Annotated in this window: 14 protein-coding genes; 1 reads left to right on the forward strand and 13 read right to left on the reverse strand. The window is 67.6% G+C overall.

The genetic code is table 11. From position 1 onward, the window contains the following. Positions 1-275: 275 nt before the first annotated feature. The 8 genes from AC3A3Q_RS03660 to AC3A3Q_RS03695 form a co-directional block, all read right to left on the reverse strand. Positions 276-1,496, reverse strand: coding sequence for a D-alanyl-D-alanine carboxypeptidase family protein (locus tag AC3A3Q_RS03660; RefSeq protein WP_487584944.1), 1,221 nt, complete (start codon positions 1,494-1,496; stop codon positions 276-278). Between the two features lie 73 nt (positions 1,497-1,569). Then, positions 1,570-2,739 carry a septal ring lytic transglycosylase RlpA family protein gene (locus tag AC3A3Q_RS03665; protein WP_487584945.1) on the reverse strand — a complete coding sequence of 390 codons (1,170 nt, stop codon included), beginning with the start codon at positions 2,737-2,739 and terminating at the stop codon, positions 1,570-1,572. An 11-nt stretch (positions 2,740-2,750) separates the two neighbouring features. Next, the gene (gene mltB, locus AC3A3Q_RS03670; protein WP_487584946.1) at positions 2,751-3,911 is read right to left on the reverse strand and encodes a lytic murein transglycosylase B; all 1,161 of its coding nucleotides are present in this window, start codon (positions 3,909-3,911) and stop codon (positions 2,751-2,753) included. 98 nt (positions 3,912-4,009) lie between these two features. Beyond that, the gene (gene rodA / locus AC3A3Q_RS03675) at positions 4,010-5,122 is read right to left on the reverse strand and encodes a rod shape-determining protein RodA (protein ID WP_487584947.1); all 1,113 of its coding nucleotides are present in this window, start codon (positions 5,120-5,122) and stop codon (positions 4,010-4,012) included. Continuing rightward, on the reverse strand, positions 5,119-7,170 hold the full coding sequence (gene mrdA / locus AC3A3Q_RS03680) for a penicillin-binding protein 2 (protein ID WP_487584948.1): 2,052 nt from the start codon (positions 7,168-7,170) through the stop codon (positions 5,119-5,121). The genes rodA and mrdA overlap by 4 nt, the downstream gene beginning before the upstream one ends. 2 nt (positions 7,171-7,172) lie before the next feature. After that, the gene (mreD, locus tag AC3A3Q_RS03685; RefSeq protein ID WP_200607324.1) at positions 7,173-7,658 is read right to left on the reverse strand and encodes a rod shape-determining protein MreD; all 486 of its coding nucleotides are present in this window, start codon (positions 7,656-7,658) and stop codon (positions 7,173-7,175) included. After that, entirely contained in the window at positions 7,655-8,755 is a 1,101-nt protein-coding gene (gene mreC, locus AC3A3Q_RS03690) for a rod shape-determining protein MreC (protein WP_487584949.1), read from the reverse strand. The genes mreD and mreC overlap by 4 nt, the downstream gene beginning before the upstream one ends. Before the next feature lie 165 nt (positions 8,756-8,920). Next, the gene (locus tag AC3A3Q_RS03695; protein ID WP_158732703.1) at positions 8,921-9,967 is read right to left on the reverse strand and encodes a rod shape-determining protein; all 1,047 of its coding nucleotides are present in this window, start codon (positions 9,965-9,967) and stop codon (positions 8,921-8,923) included. Positions 9,968-10,244: 277 nt separating this feature from the next. Between AC3A3Q_RS03695 and AC3A3Q_RS03700 the strand changes: the two genes are divergently transcribed. Then, positions 10,245-11,177 carry a carbohydrate kinase family protein gene (locus tag AC3A3Q_RS03700; RefSeq protein ID WP_487584950.1) on the forward strand — a complete coding sequence of 311 codons (933 nt, stop codon included), beginning with the start codon at positions 10,245-10,247 and terminating at the stop codon, positions 11,175-11,177. Positions 11,178-11,196: 19 nt separating this feature from the next. Here AC3A3Q_RS03700 and AC3A3Q_RS03705 read toward each other — a convergent pair whose 3' ends face one another. The 5 genes from AC3A3Q_RS03705 to AC3A3Q_RS03725 form a co-directional block, all read right to left on the reverse strand. Continuing rightward, a complete protein-coding gene (locus AC3A3Q_RS03705) occupies positions 11,197-11,664 on the reverse strand; it encodes an aminoacyl-tRNA deacylase (RefSeq protein ID WP_386702847.1) in 468 nt (155 codons plus the stop codon). A gap of 191 nt (positions 11,665-11,855) precedes the next feature. Then, positions 11,856-12,284: a hypothetical protein gene (locus AC3A3Q_RS03710; protein WP_487584951.1), complete on the reverse strand. Its 429-nt coding sequence runs from the start codon at positions 12,282-12,284 to the stop codon at positions 11,856-11,858. After that, entirely contained in the window at positions 12,262-12,927 is a 666-nt protein-coding gene (locus AC3A3Q_RS03715) for a nucleotidyltransferase domain-containing protein (protein ID WP_487584952.1), read from the reverse strand. The genes AC3A3Q_RS03710 and AC3A3Q_RS03715 overlap by 23 nt, the downstream gene beginning before the upstream one ends. Before the next feature lie 39 nt (positions 12,928-12,966). After that, positions 12,967-13,704 (reverse strand): hypothetical protein, encoded by a 738-nt coding sequence (locus tag AC3A3Q_RS03720; RefSeq protein ID WP_487584953.1) that lies wholly within the window; start codon positions 13,702-13,704, stop codon positions 12,967-12,969. Beyond that, on the reverse strand, positions 13,701-14,675 hold the full coding sequence (locus AC3A3Q_RS03725; protein WP_487584954.1) for an alpha/beta fold hydrolase: 975 nt from the start codon (positions 14,673-14,675) through the stop codon (positions 13,701-13,703). Before AC3A3Q_RS03725 ends, AC3A3Q_RS03720 begins: the two co-directional genes overlap by 4 nt. Positions 14,676-14,726: the final 51 nt, after the last annotated feature.

A 14,726-nucleotide genomic window follows, 5' to 3' on the forward strand; every position in this document is an offset into this window, starting at 1 on the left:
TGCAACGCTGCGGTCCTTGACCACGGTACGGAGGCCTTCCGCCCCTCCCCGTCATCCCCGCGAAGGCGGGGATCCAGGGACGTTGGTTTTGGCGCTGGGGGCAGGAGCAAATGGATCCCGGCATTCGCCGGGATGACGTTGGCATGGCGGATGGGGCGAGGGCCTGGATCCCGGCGTTCGCCGCGATGACGGTGATCAAGGCGAGTCGAAAACGAAGAAGCCGGCTTTCGCCGGCTTCTCATGCTGTGGTCAGGCCGTTTGAATCCGGCGTCGGATCACTCCGACTCCCACCACATCCACAACTCGTCCCACAGGCGCTTGAAGAAGCCGCCCTGCTCGACGGCGTTGATCGCCACCAGCGGACGCTGCGAGATCACCTTGCCGTCCAGCATCACCTTCACGGTGCCAATCTTCTGGCCCTTGGCGATCGGTGCGACCAGGGTCTTGGGCACGTCCATCATCGGCTTGAGCTGGTTGTACTTGCCGCGCGGCACGGTCACCAGCAGCGGCTCGGCGACGCCGAGCTGGACTTCGTCGGCGGCGCCCTTCCACACCTTCTGCTTGGCGATCTGCTTGCCGACGTCGTAGAGCTTGTGCGTTTCGAAGAAGCGGAAGCCCCAGTTCAACAGCGCCTGCGAATCGACGGCACGCTGGTTCTCGCTGCTCGAACCCATCACCACCGAGATCAGGCGCTGGTCGCCACGCATGGCCGAGGCCATCAGGCAGTAGCCGGCGCCGGAATGGTGGCCGGTCTTGATGCCGTCGACCGAGGGATCACGCCACAACAGCAGGTTGCGGTTGGGCTGGGTGATCGGGCCGACCGTGAATTCCTTGATCTTGTTGTACGAGTACGCGACCGGGTAATCGTGGATCAGGGCGCGGCCGAGCAGGGCCAGGTCGTGCGCGGTCGAGTAATGGCCTTCGGCCGACAGGCCGTGCGGATTGACGAAGTGCGAGCCCTTCATGCCGATGCGCGCGGCGTACTGGTTCATCAGCGCGGCGAAGGCGTCGGTAGAGCCGGCAACGTGTTCGGCCAGGGCGATCGCGGCATCGTTGCCGGACTGCACCACCATGCCCTTTTCCATCTGCACCAGCGGCGCGGTCTTGTTGACCTCGAAGCCGGAGTAGCTGCCGTCGGTGCCGGCGCCGCCGGTGCGCCAGGCGTTTTCGCTCATCATCACCTGGTCGGTGTCCTTGACCTTGCCGGCGGCGAGTTCGGCGGCAATGACATAGCTGGTCATGACCTTGGTGATGCTGGCCGGCTCGACGCGCTGGTCGTAGTTCTCGCCGGCCAGGATGTTGCCGCTGGCGGCGTCCATCAGCACCCACGCGCTGGCGGTGATCTGAGGCGGCGGCGGCACCGGCAGCGAATCACTGGCGGCCGGCAGCGCGGGCGCGGCAGGCTGCGGCGTCGGCGCCTGGGCGATGGCGAGGCCGGTCACCAGCGTGGTGACCGCGGCCAGTGCGGCGGCTCTGGCAAGAGCGGGTACTTTCATTGTCTCAACTGCTCCGGAGGCCGGCGACGTGCCGGCCAGTGTCTGAGGGGTGGAATTCTAGTTCGCGCACGCTTCAGTCGCGGACGCGCTGGGGCTGGCCGAAGCCAAGACCGGCGATGCGGGCCGCAAGTTCCGGTGCCTGCGCGGCCTGGAGCGGGCCCACGCGCAGGCGCCAGATGGTCTGGCCATTGGCGCTGGCGTCGCTGATCTGTGCGGTGTCGATGCCGGCCTGGCGCAGCGTCGTCAGCGCGCGGTCGGCATTGGCACGGGCGGTGAAACTGGCGACCTGCAGGACCACGCCGTCGCCATTGGCGGCAGGCGTCGGTGCGGCAGGCTGCGGGGCGGCCTCGCCACGGGCGGCGGCAAAGGCGCCGGCCAGCGTGGTCGGCTTGCCGGTGGCGATGCGCACGCCCGGCGGCAGCGCGCCCGGCGGAAGCACGCCGGCGCTGGCATTGGCGACGGGCATGGCGGCAATCAGGCGGTCGATCGGCGTGGGCTTCGCGTCCGCGGCCGGCCGGGACGGCGCGGGGGCGGGTGTCGATGCGAGCACGGGCCGGTCGTCGTCACCCGGCTGCAGTGCGCGGACTTCGACGCGGCCGGTGCCGCGCGCCGTGATGCCCAGCTTGACCGCAGCGGCGTAACTCAGGTCGATGACCCGCCCTTCGTGGAACGGGCCGCGGTCGTTGACCCGCACCACCACCGACTTGCCGTTGTCGAGGTTGGTGACGCGGGCGAAGCTCGGCAGCGGCAGCGTCTTGTGCGCGGCGGTGAAGGCGTACATGTCGTACACCTCCATGTTGGAGGTGCGACGGCCGTGGAATTTCTGGCCGTAGTAGGACGCTGTGCCCTTCTCGACGTAGCCCTTGGTGCTATTGAGCACTTTGTACTGCTTGCCCAGCACCGTATACGTCGCACGGTTGCCGACCGCCGAGCGCGGCTCGCTGGTCACTTCCGGCTCGGGTATCGCATCGACATCGGGCACGTGGTCAGGCGTGCTGTCGGACACGCCCGGCTTGTACAGGCCGCCGGCCGTGTAGTTGCCACGCGTGCGCGGATCTTCCTGCGCCGGCGCGTACGGCGACTTCTTCTTGCCCTTTCCGTCAGGCAGCTTGCTGTGCTGAACGCCGCCCTTGTCGGGGATGCCCGCGGGCTGGGAAACGGACTTCTTCGGCGCGCTGGCACAGGCAACCAGGCCCAACGCCAGCATGGCGCCGAGCGTTGAACGGACAAGGCTGCGATGCATGGCCGTGGACCTCATGGCGAGGGCGGGACGACGACAGCGGCAGTGGTGGCGACGGATTCGTTGGCGCGGCCGGCGATGAGCTCGCTCAGCTGGTACACCGCCATCGCGTAATGCTTGGAGATGTTGTAGCGGGTGATTGCGTAGTAGTTGCGGAAGCCGAACCAGTACTCCGGCCCGTCCACACCGTCGAGCCTGACGACCGTGGCGGTCTGGCCCGGCGGCACCGGCGTCATCGGACGAAAACCGCGCACGGCCAGGTCGTCCATCGAATAGACCGGATCGAGGTTCTCCGGCTCGATGGGCTTGGCATCGACGGCGGCATTGGCGCGCACCGTGACCGGCCCGCCGCGCACCCAGCCGCCCTTCTTGGCGAAGTAGTTGGCGATCGAGGCGAAGACGTCGTCGAGGTCGTTGAACAGGTCGCGCTTGCCGTCACCGTTGCCGTCGACGGCAAACTCGCGATAGCTCGACGGCATGAACTGCCCCCACCCCATCGCGCCGGCATAGCTGCCCTTGAGCGCGGTGATATCGAAGCCGGTTTCCTTGCCAAGCGCGAACAGCTGGCCCAGTTCGCCGCGGAAGAAGGCCTCGCGCCGATTCTCGCGGTCGGCCTTGGCCGGATCGCCGGTGCGGGGATAGGCAAAGGCCAGCGTGTAAAGCGCATCGAGCACCGGATAGCTGCCGGTGTTCCTGCCGAAGTTGGTTTCCACGCCAATGATCGACACGATCACTTCCGCCGGCACGCCGTACTGCGCCTGGGCGCGTTCGAGTTCAGCGCGGTGCTCGGCGAGGAAGGCACGGCCGCCGTCGATGCGCGACTGGACGATGAAGATCGGCCGGTAGTCGCGCCACGGCTTGGCTTCGGCCGGCCTGGACATCGCGGCGATGATGCTGTCGCGGATCTCGGCGCGGTCCAGGACCGACTCGATGTAGGCCGGGTCGATGCCGTACTGGGCGGCGGTGTCGCGCACGAAGGCGGCACGCGCCTCCGGCAGGGCCTTGCGCTCGTGCGGCTCGGGCAACGCCGGCGTACCCGGGACCGAAGTGGCCGGGGCAGCGGGTTTGGCGGGAGTTTGTTGGGGAGCTGGCGCCGAAGCTTGGGTGGCGCAGCCGGCCAACGCGAACAGGAGCGCGCTGATCACGGCGCTACGGAGAGTGTGGCGTCGGGTCATCGCCGCGAGGGTAGCACGCACTTAAGAAGGTCAAAACCGTGTGTTCAGGGGTCACTGAACCGGGAGTCAGGTTCAGGCCCCTGAATGGGAAAGAGGGCTCAGCGCGCGTACACCGGCCGATGCGCCCGCACCGCCATCACCACCCCCAGCCCCGCCAGCAGCGACACCGCCGATGTGCCGCCATAGCTCAGCAGCGGCATCGGCACGCCCACCACCGGCAACAGGCCCGAGATCATGCCGCCGTTGACGATCACGTAGACGCAGAACGCCAGGCCAAGGGCGCCGGCGATCAGGCGCGAGTAGCCATCGCGGGCCTCGGCGGCGATCCACAGGCAGCGGCCGATCACGAACAGGTACAAGGCCAGCACGGTGGCCACGCCGACCCAGCCGAACTCCTCGCTGAGCACGGCGAAGATGAAGTCGGTGGTGTGCTCGGGCAGGTAGTTCAGGTGCGACTGCGAGCCCTGCCCCCAGCCCTTGCCGGTGAGGCCGCCGGCACCGATGGCGATCTTCGACTGGATGATGTTCCAGCCGGTGCCCAGCGGGTCGGACTCGGGATTGAGGAAGGTCAGGATGCGGTTCTGCTGGTACGGCCGCAGCAACCAGAACCACGCCACCGGTGCGATCGCCGCGACCGCGCCGAAGGCCATGCCGAACCACCACCACGGCAGCCCGGCCAGGTACAGCGCAAACGCGCCACTGACGGCGACCAGCATCGCCGTGCCGAAGTCCGGCTGCATCAGGATCAGGCCGGTCGGCACCGCGATCAGCACGCCGGCGATCAGCACGGTGCGGAACCGCGGCGGCAGCGACTGCCGGTCGAGGTACCAGGCCACCATCATCGGCAGGCTCAGCTTGAGCAGCTCCGCCGGTTGCACGTAGACCACGCCCAGGTTGATCCAGTGGCGTCCGTGCTTGCCGGTGCCGATCAGCAGCACCAGCATCAGCGGTATCAGCGACAGCCCGAAGACCATCGGCGTCCAGTTGCGCAGCTGGTTCGGCGGAATGCGCGACAGCACCCACATCATGCCCAGGCCGGCGACGAAGAAAGCGCCCTGGCGGACGACCAGGCCGATGGCGTGGTCGGCGGCGCTGTAGAGCACGGCCAGGCCGATCACCATCAGGGCGAGGATGGCGCCGAGCAACGGCAGGTCGAGCGTGCGCATGAAGCGCACGAGCAGGTCGAACAAGAGGCGCAGGATCTGTCTCATCGGATCGGACCTGCGTCCCTCTTGGCGGTTGCCGGGGTGGAAGTTGGCGGCACCGGGACGGGCACTGCGGCGGGCACCGCGCCCTGGGGCGCTGCCGCCGTGGGCATTACTGCCACGGGCACGGCCGCCGTCGCGCCGATGGTGTCGGCCGGCAGTTCCGCGACCGGTTGCGGCGGACGCAGGTGCTTGGGATCGGTCGGCACCGGCTCGGGCATCTTGCCCAGCAGCCAGGCATCGAAGATCTTGCGCGCGATCGGCGCGGCCGTGCTGCCGCCGAAGCCGCCGTGCTCGACCGAGATCGCCACGACAATGGTCGGGTTGTCAGCCGGCGCGTAGCCGACGAACAGCGCCTGGTGGCGCAGGTGGTACGGCAACGAATGCGGATCGAAGCTGATGTTGCCCTTGCGGCTTATCTTCTGCGCCGTGCCGGTCTTGCCGGCCATCAGGTAAGGCGCGCCCACGGCCATCGCGCGGCCGGTGCCGCCGGGGCCCATCGTTGCCATCATTCCTTCCTGCACCGCGCGCAGGTTGCTGGCGTTGTCGGTGATGCGCGCAGGCTTGGGCTGCTGCAGCGGCGCCCACGGCGCCAGGTAGCCGTCGCGGCGGTCGGCGACGATGTGCGGGCGGACCAGGTCGCCGCCATTGGCGATGGCCGCGGTGCCGCGCGCGAGCTGCAGCACCGTGGCGATCCAGTAGCCCTGGCCGATGCCGGCGTTGACGGTCTCGCCGGCGTACCACGGCTCCTTGCTGCGCTTGCGCTTCCATTCCGGCGACGGCACCACGCCCGACTTCTCGCCGAGCAGGTCGATGCCGGTCGGTTCGCCGAATCCATACTTGCGCATGTACTGGTCGAAGCGCTCGATGCCCATGTCGTAGGCGAGCTTGTAGTAGTAGAAGTTCACCGACGCGGCGATCGACTTGCGCAGGTCGGTCCAGCCGGCGCCGCCGTGGGCATCGCGCCATCCTCGGCGCTGGCCGGGGATATAGAACGTGCCGGTCGAGAACACCTTGTCCTCGGGGCGGCGCAGGCCACTGTCGAGGCCGGCCAGTGCGATCAGCGGCTTCACCGTCGAACCCGGCGGGCCGCCGCCGAGCACGTTGCGGTTGAACATCGGCCGCGACGGGTTGTCCATCAGCGCGCGGTAGTCGACGTTGGAGATGCCGTTGACGAACAGGTTGGGGTCGTAGCCCGGCAGGCTGACCATGCCCAGCACCGCGCCGGTGCGCGGATCGAGCGCAACGGCCGAACCGTCCATGTCGCCGAAGGCGGTGACCATCGCCTGCTGCAGGTCCAGGTCGATGCTCAGGCGCAGGTCCGCGCCGGGCGTCGCTGGCACGTGGCCAACCTGGCGCATCGGCCGGCCGTCGACGTTGGTCTCGATCTGCTCGTAGCCGACCTTGCCGCGCAACGCTTCTTCGTAATAGCGCTCCAGCCCGGTCTTGCCGATGTGGGTCAGCGCCGCGCCGCCCTCGCCAAGGGCCTTGAGGTCGTCGGCGTCGATGCGCGCGACGTAGCCGATCACGTGCGAGAACAGGTCGCCGTACATGTAACGGCGATTGAGGTAGGACACCAGGTCGATGCCGGGATAACGCCAGCGGTCGACGGCGAAGCGCGCGGCCTCTTCCTCGCTGACGCGCAGCTTCAGCGTGATCGGCTTGAAGCCGCGGGTGGCACGGCGCTCGTCCTCGAAGCGGGCGATGTCCTCGGGCGTCAGCGCGATGACCTTGGCCAGCTCTGGCATCCAGGTTTCGGTCTTGCCAGCTTCGAACGGCGTCACTTCGATGCGGTACGCCGGCACGTTGTCGGCCAGCACGCGGCCCTTGCGGTCGAGGATCAGCCCGCGGCCGGGCACCACCGGCCGCAGCTTGATGCGGTTGGCTTCCGAGCGCGTCGCATAGTCGGCGTGCTGCCACACCTGCAGGCGGAAGTACCACAGCCCCAGGCCGGCCAGCGCCAGCAACACGCAGGTGAAGGCGATGGCGGAGCGCAGACGGAACTGGTTGGCTTCGGCTGCGGCGTTCTTGAGGACGCGACGACGCGGACCCATCGTCAACGCCCCCGCCAGCGGCCCAGTCGCAGCGAGTCCAGGCCCACGAACAACAGCGGCCACAGCAGCATGCCGGCCAGCGGCGCCAGCCAGGACGAGGCCGGCATCGTCGGCTCGCCGACCGCGATGTGGATCGCGGCGGTGACGATGCGGTCGTTGAGCAGCAGGCCGCCGATGGCGAGGGCCTGCTGCGACATCGGGAAGAAGCGCAGGCGCGCACGGAAGCGCTGCAGGATGTAGGCCATGACCACCAGCCGCAGCGCCTGTTCGCCGAACAGGCCGCCGTAGACCAGGTCACCGGCCAGGCCGATGAGGAAGGCCACGCCCAGGCCGATGTGGTCGGGATCCTCGATCACCCAGTAGGCCAGCACCAGCGCCAGCCAGTAGGGACGCAGCGGCTGCAGGGTAGGCGGCAGCGGCAGCAGGCCCAGGATCAGTGCCACGACCAGGCTCAGCGGCAATACCCATTGCGGACGGACGCGGGTCATCGGCGCGGCTCCGTCGGTGCGGCGGGTTGCGCGGGCGGCTTGGTGGCAGCCGGCGCCTGCGCGTTGGGCTTGGCTGGCGTCGATGCCGGCGCTTGCGTGCCGGGCTTGGCCGGCGTCGTTGCCGGCGCGGCTTGCGGGGTGGCGGCTGCGCCCGGCAATGCGGTAGTGCCCTGCCCGATCGCGATGGCGGCACCCGAGGGCGCGCTCATCGCCGGCGAGGTAGTCGCGTTGAATGCGGTCGCGCCGGGAAGCGGGCTGGGCTGGTTCAGCAGCACCAGCACTTCGCGGCCGCGGTCGAGCTGCGCGGCGGGAGTGACTTCACCGATCAGGAAGGCGCGGCTGTCGTCGGGACGCAGCGAGGCGATCGTGCCGACCGGGAAGCCCGGGGCGAAACGTCCGCCCAGGCCGGAGGTCACCAGTACATCGCCGACCTTGATGTCGCTCGACAACGGCACGCTCGGCACGCGCAACAGGTCGCTGCGGCCTTCGCCGTAGACCACCAGGCGCACGCCGTTGCGCGCCACCGCCACCGGGACGGCATGCGAAGGATCGGTCAACAGCAGCACATTGGCGTACATCGGCGTTACCGCAATGATCTGCCCAAGCAGGCCGCCTGCGTCGATCACGCTCTGTCCGACCTGGACGCCGTCGCGGCTGCCGGCGTCGAGCACCAGGCGCTGGCGGGTCGGGTCGAGGTCGATGTCGAGCACCGGCGACAGCACCACGTCGAGTTTGCCGCGCTCGGCGGCGTCGAGCAGGCCGCGCAGGCGGGCATTGTCGGCCGCCAGCGTCTGCAGCCGTGCCATCCGCGCCTGGTTCAGCATCAGGTCGTTGCGCAGGCGGCGGTTCTCGGCAGTCAGCTGGCTGAGCGTGCCGGCGTCGTCGCTGATGCGTTCGACCATCTGCCCGGGCCAGCCGGCGACCATCCACAGCGGCTGCACCAGCAGCGTCGCCTGGCGACGCACCTGACTCAGCCAGCCACCGCGGTGGTCGAGCATGATCAGGATCACCGCCAGGGCCAGATAGGCCAGCAACTTCAACGTACCGGCGACATCACCCGTGCGGGCAGCGGTGGGAGGACCGGCGTAGGAAGGCACAGGAGGGCTGGGTCGACAGAAGTGGGAATGGGAGGGTGGAGCACTGTTTTACCCGTTTCCCGCATGCCCCTGGGCGAGAACCGGTCAAGAAACCTGAAATGCGCGGGCCGGATGCCGCGTAAACCGCAGCCATCCGGCCTCGTTGTTTCCCCATTCGCGCCGTGCTTACTCCGGCGCGAAGAACTCATTGCCATGCATGTCGACCAGCTCCAGCGCGCGGCCACCGCCACGGGCGACGCAGGTCAGCGGATCGTCGGCGACCTGCACGTGCAGGCCCGTCTCCTCGCTGATCAGGCGGTCCAGGTCGCGCAGCAGGGCGCCGCCACCGGTCAGCACGATGCCGCGCTCGGCGACGTCGGCGCACAGTTCCGGCGGGGTCTGCTCCAGCGCCAGCTTGATCGCCGAGACGATGCCGGCCAGCGGCTCGCGCAGGGCCTCGAGGACCTCGTTGGAGTTGATCGTGATCATCTTCGGCACGCCCTCGGCGAGGTTGCGGCCGGAGACCTCGATCGAGGCCGCCTTGGTCTGCGGGTAGGCGCAGCCGATCTCGATCTTGATGCGCTCGGAGGTGGCTTCGCCGATCAGCGTGCCGTAGGTGCGGCGCACGTAGCTGATGATCGACTCGTCGAAACGGTCGCCGCCGATGCGGACCGAAGCCGAGTAGACGATGCCGTTCAGGGCGATGACTGCGACCTCGGTGGTGCCGCCGCCGATGTCGACGACCATCGAGCCGCGTGCCTCGGTGACCGGCATGCCGGCGCCGATCGCGGCCGCCATGGGCTCTTCGATCAGGTAAACCTCACGCGCACCGGCCTCTTCGGCCGATTCCTTGATGGCGCGGCGCTCGACCTGGGTCGAGCCGCAGGGCACGCACACCAGCACGCGCGGGCTCGGGCGCAGGAAGCGCGACTTGTGCACCTTGCGGATGAAATGCTTGAGCATTTCCTCGGTGTAGGTGAAGTCGGCGATGACGCCGTCCTTCATCGGGCGGATCGTGGTGATGTGCCCCGGGGTGCGCCCGAGCATCATCTTGGCCTCGCTGCCGACCGCCGCGACCGTGCGGTTGCCGCCGATCAGGCGGTCCTGGCGGACTGCTACCACCGATGGTTCGTTCAGGACGATGCCCTGGCCGCGGACGTAGATGAGAGTGTTGGCCGTGCCCAGGTCGATGGACAGGTCGTTGGAAAACATGCCGCGAAACTTCTTGAACATCGAGGGATAGGCCGTCAAATGGGGGCGCGAGGGGTTCGCTAGCCTAGCAACCGCCCCCCTTGCGAGCAAGGAAAAAACCTGCAATTCCCGGCACTTCGTGCCGCCGGTGGTCACCCCGGGGGTCGCGGTCACGGAAGCGGACGCAATGGGGAGCCGGGACAGGGTCAAACGCGCCAAACGCAGGCGGCCGACCGGGCTGCTGGCCGTTCGGGCGCCCAGCGGCTACCCTAGCGCCCGCGCGGCGCTCCGGCCGCTTTTTTTCTTTGGGGTACGACCGATGTCTGCGCTGATCTGCGGCTCTCTGGCCTACGACACGATCATGGTGTTTCCGGACCAGTTCAAGAACCACATCCTGCCGGACAAGGTTCACATCCTGAACGTCTCGTTCCTGGTGCCGCGCATGCGCCGCGAGTTCGGCGGCTGCGCCGGCAACATCGCCTACAACCTCAAGCTGCTCGGCGGCGATCCGATTCCGATGGCCACCGTCGGCCAGGACTTCGGCCCGTACCGCGAGCACTTCGAGCAGCAGGGCATCAACCTGGCGCAGGTGAAGGAGATCGAGGAGCTGTTCACGCCGCAGGCCTTCATCACCACCGACCACGACAACAACCAGATCACCGCGTTCCATCCAGGCGCGATGATGCGCAGCTACGAGAACCACGTGCGCGACGTCAAGGGCGTGAGCTTCGGCATCGTCAGCCCCGACGGTCGCGAAGGCATGCTGCAGAACGCCACCGAGTTCGCCGAGCTGGGCATTCCCTTCATCTTCGATCCGGGCCAGGCGATGCCGCTGTTCAACGGCGAAGAGCTGCGCCACTTCATCGAGCAGGCCGACTACGTCACCGTCAACGACTACGAGTCCAACCTGCTGCAGGAACGCACCGGCTGGAGCGAGAACGACATCGTCAAGCGGGTGAAGGCATACATCACCACGCGCGGCCCGCACGGCTCGCAGATCCACACGCCGGAAAAGACCTACGACATTCCGCCGGCGCACGAGCGTCGCGTGACCGACCCGACCGGCTGCGGCGATGCATTCCGCGCCGGCCTGATCTTCGGCATCGAGAAGGGCTACGACTGGCTGACCATCGGCCGCATGGGCAACCTGATGGGCGCGCTCAAGGTCGAACACCCGGGCACGCAGAACCAGCGCTTCGACTACGACGAGTTCAACGAACAGTTCAAGCAGCAGTTCGGCTACTCGCTGTAATCAAGCACCGGCAGCAGCGTCACATCATGTGCGCGAGCCACAGCAGTTCGGGCGCCGCGAGGCGTTCGAACTCCTTGTAGGGCATCCGCACCACTTCGGTGTGGTTGCCTGCGTTGAATGCGATCTCGTCCTGGTGCGCCAGGCGCGAATCGACATACACCGGCATGCCGTATAGATGCCCGAACGGTGGCATCGCCCCGGGTTCGCAATCGGGGAACGCGCCGCGGAACTCGGTCTCCTCGGCCAGCTCGACCGTCGCACCGCCCAGGGCCAGGCCCAGTCGATACAGGTCTGCGCGGTACGTCGACGGCATCACCACCATCGCCAGCCGTCCGTCGGCCTTGATCATCACCGTCTTGGCGAAATGCACCGGCTCGATGTGTGCGATCGACGCGGTGTCGTGCGCGGTGATCGTGCGCGGGTGGTTGAGCGTGGTGTAGGGCGCGTGCCCCTGGTCGAGCAGGTTGTGCAGGCGTGGTGAGAGCATGGCGGCCTCCGCCTGGCTCGGCTGCGCTCCAGTCACGGCCGTGCCGCTGGGGATGGACCGGCGCGCGCATCCGGGCGGGCGCCGCAGCAACAGGACCGTCTGTCCTGTCGAATCTGGACTTTACTCCACGCTTGTAATGACCACGTAAGCGTCGCCGCGGCCATGAACCACGTTGCCTTCATGCCAACCGATCAAGTGCCGGGTATCGCCCCCAGCGCGGCGACGCGGTCGGCGACTAGCCGGGTCACTCGCACCAAGGCGTCGACCAGGGCCTCATCGATGTCCATGTCGCCCTCGTATTCAGCCAGGTTGCGCTTGCGATGGGCCTGGTCAAGAACTCGCCACTGGAGATTGTCCAGCGACAACGTGTGCTGGAGCGTCTGGAAAACCAGATAGCGGCTCTCCGAGCGGTAGCCATGCCAGCGCAACGCCGCCAACGACAGTGCGTGCGCGGCGTTGTAGGCCAGATCGAAACGGCTCTCCAGGCTCAGTGTCGTATTGCCGGCATCGGCAAGGCGCACGCGGCCGGAACGGAGCAGTCCTTCGATTTCGATCTTCGCGGGAGACTCGGCCTTGAGCTGACCGATGCGCAGCAGATTATCCAGCGGCGGCGAACTCATCCTTGTTCCCGATCAATGCCACGGTTTCCCCTGCCAGCAGTTTTAGCAGGAAGGCACTGCGCTGCGCGTGTCTGCGACGAAACTCCGCGAGCGTGTAAAGCGTCGGGTTGATTGGCCGTCCAAGGCGCTTCTCGGCGGACATCAGGGCAGTCAACACCTGCTCCAAGGTCAGACTGTCCGAAACGAGCAGCACGTCGATGTCGCTCAGCGCGGTATCGCGTCGGCCCGCAACGGAACCGTAGAGGAGACCGAGTCGTATCTCATCGGCTAGTGGCGCCAAGGCTTCCTGCAGCACCTGTGCCGGTCCGAGCATCTTGCTGACGATCCCGCGCAGCTCGCAATAGATCGGAGCGTCGACGTTGGCCTGGTAGTGCTTTTGATTACCGACCAGGGTCTGCTTGATCAGGCCGCTGTGCTGCAATCGGCCCAACTCGCGCTGCACCGCGCCGGAACCGCCACCGGCGAGCCCGATCAACTCCTTGGTGAAGAAGCTTCGCTCCGGCTGGCCGAACAACAGCGCAAGCACGCGCTGCTGGGTCGTGGTGAACAGGGCATCGGCGACGCTGACGCGCGCCGGAATGTCGACGCGAGGGGCGCGCTTCCGAACCTTCGAAGCCGAACTGGCGGTGGCCTTGGTACCCATTACGGGTAATTAGATACCCATTTTGTGTAACTGTGCAAATCAGTTCCACTTGGGCAGCTTCGTCGGATCCAGGCCGCCAACCTCGAATACCGCCGTGCGCGTTCCGCCGGCCTTGACCGGGAACTCGATGGCGATGCGCCTGGCCGACTTCACCGTCTTCCACAGCGCGCGCTCGTCCTCGATGAACATCGCGATCGCCTGGTCGGTCTTGGGCCGGCTCGCGGCCACGGCCTTGGGCGCGGCATCGTCGACCGACAGCTTCACCTTGCAGCCGCCGTAGCAATCGAAGTCGCCGGCTTCCAGCACCAGGTAGCTGCTGCGGCCCCAGTCGGGGTGGTCGCGGAAGATCAGCTGCACCGGACGCGCGCCGCTGCCGTCGGTGTCGACGTAGTCCTTGCCGTAGATCGATGCCGACAGCTGCTCGCCACCCTTCACCGGTTGCGTCTGGTAGGTCCACAACGCGGCAGTGCGCCGTTGCTCGCGGGCCTTGTCCGCCTTGTCCTTCACTTCCCGGTGGCGCTCCTCGATGCGTGCCGCGGCGGCACTGGTCGGGTACTTGGCCATCAGCACGTCACCATGGGCGCGGGCCAGTTCCCAGTTCTGCTTGCCGTACTCGGCCTCGAACGCGGCGGCCATGGCATCGGCCTCCTGCTCGCGCGCAGCCGCCTGTTGCGCCTCGGCGACCTTAGGGTCCTGCGCCGGCTCGCACGCGGCCAGCGCCAGGGTCGCGGCGAGCACGACGGCGGCGGTCAGTGAACTGATGTTGCGCTGGATCATTGCGACTGCCCTCGTTCGATCAGCATCTCGATCGCCTGCGCGACCATCTGGGGTTGTTCGACCAGCGACATGTGCCCGCAGCCATCGAGCAACACGCGATTTGCCTGCGGGATGCGCTCGGCGTACAGCGCCATCGCGCTGAAATCGATCACCGCGTCCTGCCGGCACCACAGCAGCAGTGCCGGCTGGCGAATCGCGACTGCGGCCTTGCCGGGCAGGAAGCTCTCGTCGCCGCGACCGATGCGTTCGAGCACCTGCTGCTCGAACGCCGCATCGCCACGACGGCGATTGATGTAGATGCTGCTGGCCGGCCACGGCGCCCACGGTCGTGCCTTGGCATCGTGGAAAACGGTATCGAGATAGCGCTTGAGCGATGCCTCGTCCTCGACCGCGAACGGGTTCTTGCCGGCCAGTACCTGCTCGCCGAAACGGTTGTCGGCGAAGCGCACACCGGCGGCGTCGATCAGGCCGACGCGCGCGACCTGCTGCGGATAGCGCGCGGCCACCACTGCGGCGATGCCACCGCCCATGGAGTGTCCGAGCAGGACGACACCGCGCGTGTCGGCGGCGACCTTTGCGATGAAGTGATCGACACGCTCGCTCTGGGCGAGGAAGCCATAGTCGGCGCCGTCGACGCGCTGGCTTTCGCCCCAGCCCGGCAGGTCGGGGATCAGCAGGCGGTAGTGCCCGCGCAGGAGCTTCGCGACCGGGTACCAGTTTTCCTTGCTGCCGGTGAAGCCATGCAGCATCACCACGGTGGGTGCGTCCTTCGGTGCATCGTCGCTGTAGGCGTAGACCCAGCGGTGGCCATCGATCACGGCGCTGTCGCGCGACAGGCCGGCGGCGATGCGCTGGCGGGCGAAGTCGGCCCGCACGACGCTGTAGGGATCGCGCCAGAGGACGACAGCGACGACCAGCACGAGCAGCAGCGGAATGACGATCGCCAGGAGCCTGAGGCTGCGGTGCGTCACGGATGGATCCCCTGGATTTGCCTTTGGGAGCGACGCCCTGCCCTCCCCTTC

It is taken from the genome of Lysobacter sp. Soil_C_59, from assembly GCF_057656415.1.